The following is a 10,129-nucleotide window of genomic DNA, read 5'->3' on the forward strand; positions in this document are numbered from 1 at the left end:
ATCGGATCAGCCAGGGCAAAACTCAAGATCGGGCTTAGAAATCTGGCATATAACATGTTTAGGTTTAAAACTCTGCTTACGACTGTTTAAACAGATGCCAAAAATCTACAGATTAATGCTCTAAGGGGATTATTATGATTATTTTATAATTCCGAAAAGGGCTTTGTGCCCTATATATCATTGAGATTTCTGACAAAAACAACTGCTCTCTTGGCTAATACAGACAAGTGAGTAAAGATATCTGAAAAATGATATTTTTAGAGGCAGCCTAAAGTTTTAAAGTATAATTATTTATGGTGTTTGTAATGGGAAAAAAAGTATTGTCTTCAGTTATTATTTCTTTATTAGTCTTTTTATCAGTTTTCTGTAGCCAGAATAATGCTGACGCCAGAAATCTCGAGGAAATCAAAAATTCAGGAACTTTAAGGATAGGAATTTGTGATGATATTCCTCCTGTTCAGTTCAGGGACAATAAAGGTGAGGCTGTTGGAATAGATCCTGACCTTGGGAAAATGATAGCGGAATCATTGAAAGTAAAACCTGAGTGGAAGCATATCAGCAGCCCTAAATACAGGGCGGAGATGCTTTTGGAAAAAAATGCTGATCTTGTAATCTCAAGCTTTCAGATAACAAAGGAAAGAATGGATGTTATAGGATTGTCTGAGCCTTATTTTACTACTGGCCTCGCATTGATGATCCGCTCTAAGGACAGGGGAACCATAAAGACCTATAATGATCTCGATGGTAAAACCATTGTTACAACCAAGGGCAGCACAAGCGAAAAAATGATATTGGAACTTTTGCCAGGGGCAAGATTGATTCCAGTTTCAGATACTCTTTCGACCTATGATTATCTGAAGAGGAGAGAAGCTGATGCCATAGTTAATGACAGGATTTTTCTTGATCATTATGCATCAGGGAAAAGAGACTTCTATGTTCTTGATGGAACGCTTTCTGCTGATCAGTACGGGATTGGGGTGAACAAGGAAGATCCCGATCTTCTTGATTATGTGAATTCTTTTATTTTGGAAATTCAGAAAAACGGCAGACTTAATTCGCTTATAAGCAAGTATATTAATAATGCTCAGCTTGCACAGGTTTCCATGGCAAAAACATTCGGGTTTTCCATTTATGAAGTTCAGGAAAACGATACTCTGATAGGCCTTGCAAGGAAATTCTATAATGATGCCACAAAATGGAATGTGATCCATTCAAGTAACATAGATACAATTAAGCTTGTTAATATTCTTACACCGGGATTGAAAATAAAAATTCCGAATCTTAAATCCTCGCCGCCTGAACCTCAGCCAGTGGCTAAGACGCCTGAGAAGATCGCGGAACCACCGGAAAAGAAAATTTCTGCCCTTGAATCTGTTTTAAAAGCAAAAGCTAATTCCAGTTCTATCAAGATGCCAAGTCAGAAAAAGACGGTTGCAAATCCCAAGATTAAAGAGTTTGACCTCAATGAAGTGGAAGCTTACGATAAGCGGTTTAACTGAATGTGCTGTTATTAACGTTTGCCTTGATGGCCAAATTGCCCTAAAAAGGCACAGCCCGGATGTCCTAACTAAAGCGAATTCCTGAACTTTATATAATCAGACGCGGTTTCTGAGGGTTTTTCAAGCATTGGAAGATGTCCCACATCAGGCATTACAATAACCTTTGAAATAGGCATGAGCTTTTTCAGGATTTCGGCAGTTGCAACATTAAGAACCCTGTCTTTTTCTCCCCATACAATAAGAGTCGGAATTTTGAGATCTCTTACTCGCTCTTCCACAGAATCATCAAGAATCTGTTTGAAGACCCTGTCTTCAATGACTGAATTTTTGATTCTTTCGGTTGCCATTACTTTGAGGAATGGAACCGGGAAAGAAGGAGGCCTGTGCATGACCCATTCCGGGATATTTGCATACTCCTCGAATGTTTTTGGTTGTAGAGGGTTTTTACCTGTCGCAACGGCAACTTTTTTAAGCTCACTGTCAGGGGCGCTCCACACGCCGCCCGGGTCAAGCAGCCACAGACTTGCCGTTTCTTCCGGATAAAGTGCTGCGTAAGTTAATGCAATATGTCCGCCCATCGAACTTCCTGCAAGATGTATCCTTTTTATGCCAAGTTTTGCAGATAGTCTGTGAAGACGATCTGCCTGGGCTTTGGGAGAATAATCTGCGTCAACGGGATGGGAAGACTCACCGAAACCAATATGGTCAGGTATAATGACCCTGTAATTTTTAGTAAGCTGTTTTGAAATATTTGTAAAATTATCCTTGTTTGCTCCAAAACCGTGAAGCAGCATCAATGCTTCGTTCTTTGAATCAGCCTTTCCGCCCTCAAGATAGACATATTGCAGATCTTCAGAAATATTTATGCACTTTTTTTCAAGGCCGGAATAAAGTCTCGACGCGTTTATAATCGCATGGAGTGTTGTTTCAGGAGCAGTGTATATGGATGCCAGCATGCAGCCGAATATAATTGTTAAGACCGCCGCTGTTATTTTTATGATACGCATTTTGCAGTTCTCCATTATTGACAAGGTCGAAAAAAAATCAGATTTCAGACACTCAGTCGTGGCCTGTTCCGGTTTTCACAGGGACAAGCCACGACGTAATGCCTGTATACATCCGGCTTTATCAACAAAAAATTTGTTTTTCAAGCCCGTCTTATATAGAGCCAAATATAAGAATACAAATGAGCATATGCGGATTGTGGTCAGTGTTACAAATAAAAACCACAGGATTTCCATTTATCCTGTGGTTTTTAATCGAAGACTGGCCCAGGAAAAAATTATTCTCCCTTGAATTTTGGCTGGCGCTTTTCAATAAACGCTGTAAATCCTTCCACAGCATCCATTGATTTCATAACAATCTCAGTCATTTCAGCCTCAACTTTTAATCCAGCATCTACGCCCTCATATATCCCTGCTGACATGGCCTTAAGAACTCCGGAAACTGCAAGAGGAGGTCTTGCCACCATTTTTTCCGCAAACTCCATGGCTTTTTCAATGAGTTTCCCAGCTGGGACAACTTCGTTAACAAGGCCAGCCTCAAGGGCTTCATGAGCCGACAAACGCTGGCTGAAAAGAATCATATCAAGAGCCTTAGCCCTGCCTGTAATCATCATGAGACGCTGTGTTCCTCCCCATCCTGGAATAATGCCGAGATTAAGCTCTGTGAGACCTATCCTTGCCTGTTCATTATCCGTCATTATTCTGAAATGGCAGCACATAGCAAGCTCAAGCCCGCCGCCGAGAGCATGTCCGTTTATCGCTGCAATAACAGGTTTAGAAAAACGGTCAACACGGCGCCATAGAGTCCTGCCCATTGAGGCAGTCTTTTCTGCATTTGCAGCATCACTTACATCAAATCCTGCTGAAAAACACTTCTCACCAGCGCCTGTGATTATGATGGCCCTTATATTCTTATCATTTTCCACATCATTGACAGCCTTTTCAAAATCTTCCATTAATCCGAGGTTCCATGAATTTGCAGACGGCCTGTTAATGGTGATGGTCGCAACATGATTGTTTTTTTCGAGCAGAACGTTTTTAAGATCCATTTTTTCTCCGTATAATCTGGTGGTCTGTTGTTGTGAAATAGAGGCTTCAAAGCCATAAACATCTGTTTCTTTTTATGAATCCTGGTATCTGAAAAATCTCCTTACCGCATCACCAAGCATATGCCATCAAGGGAAATTTTCTTTTTTCTTCGATCTTATCCAAACAAGCAAATATTGATGGTCTCGCAAAAAGTCAAAAAAGGGCTTCGGCGTCATGCCGGACTTGATGCGGTATCTTTGTATTTTCAGTTACTTCTGGATTTCAGCCTGCGCCGGAATCCAGAAGAACTATGTACTTATTAGCTGAACATTGTTAATTTACAAACATAAAGTTTGAGGATCTATAAAAAAGTCAGAAAATGGCTTCATCGTCATGCTTGATGCGGCATCTTTGTGTTTTCAGATACTTCTGGATTGAGGCTCCCGTTTTTCATCGGGACAGGCCACGCAGGAATGACGGTAATCGTATTTTTTGCGAGTTCAGATAATTGATGCTAACTAAGATTTTGTTGAAGTTTCGGCATGATGATATTACTCATTTAAATTATAGCCATACCGTGGTTTTTCCTGTTGAAGTTTTTATGTATCTTAATTAAATGAATATTCAATTAAGAATTTTCTTCCAAGGAATATCTGAAGCATGATGGTTTTCGAGCGACTTCTTTATGAAATATCATCCAAGTTTGTAAATCTGCCTGCGTCTGAGGTCGATCAGGAGATCAATGACGCCATTCGGCAGGTTGTCGAATTTTTAGGCATAGACCAGAGCGTTTTCGGTGAATTCAAGGACGACGGAAACTCACTTCAGATAAGCCATGGATTCACCGCGCATATATGGCCTGAAACGCCCGGAATCATACTCAATTCAATAGTTCCTAATATTATACAAAGGCTGAAACGCGGAGAAGTGGTCAATCTTTCCAAGCTGCCCGCAGATATCCCTGAAGATTGGAAAGAAGAAAGGGAGTATGCTGAAAGGGTCGGCCTGAAATCATGCGTTGGCATAAGCCTCAAGATCGGAGGTTCTGTTCTTGGAGTAATTATTTTTGAATCATATAGAAAATATCAGAACTGGACAGAACAGTCCATCCAGCATATGCGTCTGCTTGCCCAGATTTTTGCCAGCGCTCTTGAAAGAAAACAGACAGATATCAAACTTAGAAAAGCGTTTAAAAAAATTCATGAACTGTCAGAGCATCTCAAGGCTGAAAACAGATATCTGCGTGAAACCATAATAAGCCAGACCCGTTATGAGAACGTGATAGGAAAAAGTCAGGCCATAAGGCAGGTGCTTGGTAAAATTGAGCAAGTCGCAGGAACTGATTCCACTGTACTGCTTCTTGGCGAGACAGGAACTGGCAAGACCATGTTCGCACAGCTTGTCCACATGCTCAGCAAACGCAAGAAAAAAACCATGATCAAGGTAAACTGCGCAGCTGTTCCGGGGAATCTTCTGGAAAGCGAATTTTTCGGCCATGAAAAGGGTGCGTTTACTGGCGCTGCCGCAAGAAAAATCGGACGTTTTGAGATAGCTAATGGTTCGACCCTTTTTCTGGATGAAATAGGAGAACTGCCCCTTGATCTTCAGGCCAAGCTGTTAAGGGTTCTTGATGACGGAGAATTTGAAAGACTCGGAAGCGCCTATCCCATAAAAGTTGACGTCAGGATCATTGCTGCCACAAACAGAGACCTCTTCAAAATGGTTCATGAGGGCAGGTTCAGATCTGATCTTTTTTACCGCCTCAATGTTTATCCGGTTCATGTGCCTCCTCTAAGGGCAAGAAATGAAGACATTCCTGATATGGTATGGGCATTTGTGAAAGAATTTTCCAAATCCATGGATCGGAGCATTAAACACATTTCTGAAAAAGACATGGAAGCAGTTATAAATTACCACTGGCCCGGAAATATCAGGGAACTGAAAAACGTGGTGGAAAACGCCATGATATCAAACCAGGGAGAAACCCTCCACATCCAGCCCCCTGAAAATACACAAATAGATGCACGCAAAGCCCTCAGCTTTGAAGATGCTGAAAGGGATCACATAATAACAGTTCTTAAAAAAACAGGAGGGCGCATCAAAGGCATTGGCGGTGCGGCCGAAATTCTTATGCTCAAACCATCCACGCTTTATTCCAAGATGAAAAGGCTTGGAATTTCTCCTGATATGACCATAGAATCATAAGTGGCCTGAGATGCCCATGAGCTTCATCAGCTTGCTGACATGTCCACGCCCAATCTCATCCCTTTCTGGCAAAGTTTATAAGCTATTCTGCGGCTACCGTAATAAGGCAGTTCAGCGTGAATAGTTTCAATTGCCTTCATCAGATTCCATTGTATGCTATTTCAGACAATTGAATGGTTCTGTTAATCATTTTACCACCGGCCTGAGCCGGTGGTTTATTCTAAATTTCTTTTTTAATTTGGTTTTTCCTGACCAAGCATAGGATAATCTGTATATCCTTTGGGGCCAGGAGTATAAAAAGTATTCTGATCCCACTCGTTCAGTTTGGCGTCACAGGCGAATCGCTCGACAAGATCCGGATTGGAAATAAAGAGCTTTCCGTATGCGACCAAATCTGCCAGGCCTTCTTCAATAACCCTGTTTCCCTTATCTCGGTCAAAATTGCTATTAATGATAAGAGTCCCTTTATATAGTGGCCTAAAATGAACGGCTATATTGGGTTCGGCTCCTGGCACATTGGTCACATCTGTAAAAGGTTCGGAAAGATGCAGGTATGCCAGTTTATAATCATTGAGCCGTTTTACGATATATTCAAAGCCAGGAATGGTTTCCTCATCCAGGCTCATGCCAAAAGCCCCATGCAGGGAAGGATTCAGGCGAACACCGATGCGGTTTTCAGGTACATGTTTCCTGACCTCGTCAATAACCTCAAAAAGTATTTTCGTCCTGTTTCCTATAGATCCGCCATATTCATCTGTTCTGATGTTTGACGTCCGGTTAAAAAACTGATGAAGCAGGTAACCGTTGGATGCATGAATTTCGACTCCGTCCATTCCAGCAGCCATGGCGTTACTGGCACTCCTGCCATAATCACCAATTGTTTCCTTTATCTCTTCTATGGTCATGGCTTTTGGATCAACAGTATCCTTGAATCCTTGAGGCGTATAAGACTGGGAGTTAGGATTCAAGGCTGAAGCCGAAAGGGGCAGTTCTCCGTTATGGAAATCAGGATGAGACATTCTTCCTACATGCCAGAGTTGAAGAAATATTCTTCCCCCACGCTCATGCACAGCCTGGGTGACTTTCTTCCATTCTTCAACCTGATCTTTCGAATGGATTCCTGGGGTGTTTATATATCCCACAGCCCTTTCAGATATCTGAGATCCTTCTGTTATAATCAGCCCGGCAGAGGCTCTCTGGGAATAATATTCAGCCATAAGATCTGTCGGAACACGGCCTGGATTATCCGCCCGACTGCGGGTTAAAGGAGCCATGACGACACGGTTCTTCAGAATAATATCACCAAGTGTGTAAGTCTTTAGAAGTGCTTGTTCTTTTGACAAGTATTTTTCCTTAATTGAAGTTTATATCGGTTGTCATTGGGCACTATGCAAATCAGGAATGGCCAAATTCCGGGTATTTTAAATAGAATCGGGCCACGGTTTTTTGGGTTAGACGTCAAAAATGTTTTCAGGCAAGTAGTCTTTCATATAACAATTGCCATGTTCTGCTGATATCTTCTTAAAAATGCTACTCCTTCGGAGATTTGTTTGCAACAAGATGTAGCAGTTCTCCAACTTGAGCTGGGAAAAGAATGACTGTGTTTGATGGGCTGGACCCAAGCCCATCAAGGGTTTGGAGAGTGCGCAATTGGAGTGTTATAGGGCTGTCTGACATAATTTTTGCTGCTTCTGCAAGATTGGATGCCGCCAGTTTGTCACCTTCCGCTTTTGTAATGGTTGCTCTTTTTTCACGTTCGGCAGAGGCCTGACGGGACATCATCCTTTTCAAATCTTCAGGCAATTCGATATCCTGTAAGCGCAGGGAATCCACGCTGAGTCCCCAGTCCTTGACTCTTTCTTCAACATGTTCTTTGATGCGAAGCTGTATCTGTTCCCTTTCTGAAAGCAGTTCGTCCAGAGTTAAACCTCCGACCACATCTCGTAGCGCGGCCTGGGCGTATTGTGCGACAGCAAATTTAAAATCCTGGATTGTTATTACAGCCTTTTCGCTGTCAGAAACCATGAAGAACAAAGCCGCATCAATTTCTGCTGGCACATTGTCTTTGGTTATGACTTTTTGCCTGGGTATGTTCAGAACGAGTACACGCGTATCGAGAAAACGGACACTATCAAGAACAGGGATTATATATAGCAATCCAGGCCCTTTTACAGAGCGAAATTTGCCTAAACGAAGCACAACGCCTCTTTCCCATTGTGCAGCCACACGAATACCTGACACAACAACATTCCAAAGAAAAACAGTGATAATGGTCGTTCCGATTGCAATCTGAGGTAAAACGGTCCCTTGTATTGCTAAGGTGTAGAATATCAACGCTAAAGCTACGGAAGGTATGACAAAGATAACTCCTCGCAGAGTGCGACCCAGTGAAACATGTTCTTCGGCAGGTTTGGCATATTGCTTCGTATCGGTGTTCATGACAAATTCCTTATCCTGTTTGATTTCTGTCTCATTGAACTCTTGACCCCTCAAATCGGTATTGGGCAATAAATTTGCTTTACCGATTAATTTGACTGGTATCTTACATCCCTGTTTATTCTTCTGGCTAATTCACTTGTGTAATTTTTACCTAATGTTTCTGAATGACTTTTAATCCAATCAGTAAGTTTTGTGGTTCCGACAGGAGGTGTATCCACCGCAAGAGTCCCGGCCATAAGTCCTTTTATTTCTTCCCATGTTAAAAAAGTGTCTCTAACCAGCAATCCGACCATTTTTGAAAAAATATAACCAGCCAGAGGGGAAATGGATATGATAGGTCTGTTTTTGCCGATTATTTCCCCAATAGTTTTAACGAGATCGCTATAAGTAAAGAACTCAGGACCGACAGCGTTGATGATTATATTTTCACGGACGGAGCCCTGTTCTACGGCCAGACTGGCAAAATCCTCAATATAAATCGGTTGAATTCCATAATTACCGTCTCCGAAAACACCAAAAACTGGAAATTTGCGAAGTGCCCATGCAATATTATTAATGAGAATGTCTTCTTTCCCGAAAAGAACCGCTGGACGCAGTATTGAATAGGAAATACCGGATTCAACAATAGCTTTTTCAAGAATTGCCTTGCCTTGAAAATACTCAAGATCCATTTCAGATGTTGGATTTGTGATGCTTACATGAACGATTCTTTCAACCCCGGCTTTTTTTGCCGCATCAAACAATACAAGTGAGTTTCTGACAGCATCAGAATGTGTAAACGATTGATGATTAAACCTTACCCAATAAGTATTATAAAGGACTGTAACGCCTTCCAGAGATTCTCGAAGTTTTTTAGGATCATCGAAATTAAATGGAAATACTTTTAACCTTTCTCCAAAAGGGTTTTCTCTCATAAAAGAATTTGTAAGCGTTTGAACAGTACATCCTTTATCAAGGAGATTCTGCGCAATATACTTTCCAGAATACCCGAAAGCACCAGTTACGGCATGAATTTGTTGCTTGTTGTTCATCTTTGCTTCCTCATAAAATTGAATAAAGTATACTGTGTAAGGTCATGAATTGAATTTTTGTTGAAATCTACAGGTTGATTGTTTTTAAAAGTAGGTATGGAATGAATCCCATTTTTCTTTTTTTGCGTAAAAATATGGGCTAATAAAAAAACTTTCGGTCAGTATATAAGCCTTATAGTGATTAAGCAAATGGTGTCTCTTTTCCTTGCAAAAGCTTCGACATTTTCCAATCTATTTATCAGATAAAGATCGGCCATGCGCCTCGCACGGTATTACTTAGGCGGATGAAACTTATCTGCGAGAATCCTTTAAAGGAGCACGCCACATTCTCAGGAAACCTCGCAAACGTGGAGAAAGATCTTCAAAGCGAGGCCTTTCGAAGGAAAAAGTTTGCGTTCTTATTGCCCGAGACAGGGCGGGGCGTATAGTAGATTTTGTTACCGGTAACGGCTCTGTCAGTGTTTTAAGCCTAAAAACCACCTTGAAGCCAGTAATCGATGAGGACGCGCTACTTGTAACTAACGGACATTCTGCATATAAATCATTTTGTAAAGCTGAGAGTCTATATCATGAGATTAAATCTCAGCAAAGGCGAGCGGGTTAAAGGAGCTTTTAAGCTCCAAAAGGTTAATACCTATAACAGCAGGTTTAAAAACTGGCTGAAACGTTTTCATGGCGTTGCTACAAAATACCTGACAATTATCTTGGCTGGCGACGGTCCTTTAAGAAGTGCCTTTTATGGTTAATTTGCCATCAAAAAAGTGTGATGCGTAGATAACATGGTTGTCATCTAAAGAAAGAACCTGCCATCCATGCAAACGTGGATTATATTTTTAGAGACTAAAAACACAGAGCCAAAACCATGGAGGCAGGTATGAAGAAGAATAACATATATGTAGGCCTTGATGTACATAAAAATAGT

General features: G+C 41.3%; 8 protein-coding genes. 3 read left to right on the top strand and 5 right to left on the bottom strand.

Annotation, left to right across the window (positions count from 1 at the left end; genetic code table 11):
* Positions 1-305 precede the first annotated feature (305 nt).
* The gene (locus tag K245_RS0119495; RefSeq protein WP_027360539.1) at positions 306-1,499 is read left to right on the top strand and encodes a transporter substrate-binding and LysM peptidoglycan-binding domain-containing protein; all 1,194 of its coding nucleotides are present in this window, start codon (positions 306-308) and stop codon (positions 1,497-1,499) included.
* A 68-nt stretch (positions 1,500-1,567) separates the two neighbouring features.
* On the opposite strand, the gene K245_RS0119500 is transcribed toward K245_RS0119495, so the two are convergent.
* Together K245_RS0119500 and K245_RS0119510 are read right to left on the bottom strand one after the other, a co-directional pair.
* Positions 1,568-2,506 carry an alpha/beta fold hydrolase gene (locus K245_RS0119500; protein WP_027360540.1) on the bottom strand — a complete coding sequence of 313 codons (939 nt, stop codon included), beginning with the start codon at positions 2,504-2,506 and terminating at the stop codon, positions 1,568-1,570.
* Positions 2,507-2,781: 275 nt separating this feature from the next.
* Positions 2,782-3,552 (bottom strand): enoyl-CoA hydratase/isomerase family protein, encoded by a 771-nt coding sequence (locus tag K245_RS0119510; protein WP_027360542.1) that lies wholly within the window; start codon positions 3,550-3,552, stop codon positions 2,782-2,784.
* Between the two features lie 640 nt (positions 3,553-4,192).
* Here K245_RS0119510 and K245_RS25570 point away from each other — a divergent pair.
* A complete protein-coding gene (locus K245_RS25570; protein WP_051284462.1) occupies positions 4,193-5,737 on the top strand; it encodes a sigma-54-dependent Fis family transcriptional regulator in 1,545 nt (514 codons plus the stop codon).
* A 233-nt stretch (positions 5,738-5,970) separates the two neighbouring features.
* Here K245_RS25570 and K245_RS0119525 read toward each other — a convergent pair whose 3' ends face one another.
* The 3 genes from K245_RS0119525 to K245_RS0119535 all read right to left on the bottom strand — a co-directional run bounded on the left by K245_RS0119525 (position 5,971) and on the right by K245_RS0119535 (position 9,207).
* Positions 5,971-7,080: an alkene reductase gene (locus K245_RS0119525; RefSeq protein ID WP_027360543.1), complete on the bottom strand. Its 1,110-nt coding sequence runs from the start codon at positions 7,078-7,080 to the stop codon at positions 5,971-5,973.
* 187 nt (positions 7,081-7,267) lie between these two features.
* Positions 7,268-8,176, bottom strand: a complete 909-nt coding sequence (locus K245_RS0119530; RefSeq protein WP_051284464.1) for a slipin family protein — start codon at positions 8,174-8,176, stop codon at positions 7,268-7,270.
* An 86-nt stretch (positions 8,177-8,262) separates the two neighbouring features.
* On the bottom strand, positions 8,263-9,207 hold the full coding sequence (locus tag K245_RS0119535; RefSeq protein WP_027360545.1) for an SDR family oxidoreductase: 945 nt from the start codon (positions 9,205-9,207) through the stop codon (positions 8,263-8,265).
* Positions 9,208-9,502: 295 nt separating this feature from the next.
* Between K245_RS0119535 and K245_RS28620 the strand changes: the two genes are divergently transcribed.
* A complete protein-coding gene (locus tag K245_RS28620; RefSeq protein ID WP_156906855.1) occupies positions 9,503-9,811 on the top strand; it encodes a transposase in 309 nt (102 codons plus the stop codon).
* The last annotated feature ends 318 nt before the right edge of the window (positions 9,812-10,129 follow it).

It is taken from the genome of Desulforegula conservatrix Mb1Pa (genome assembly GCF_000426225.1).
GTDB lineage: Bacteria > Desulfobacterota > Desulfobacteria > Desulfobacterales > Desulforegulaceae > Desulforegula > Desulforegula conservatrix.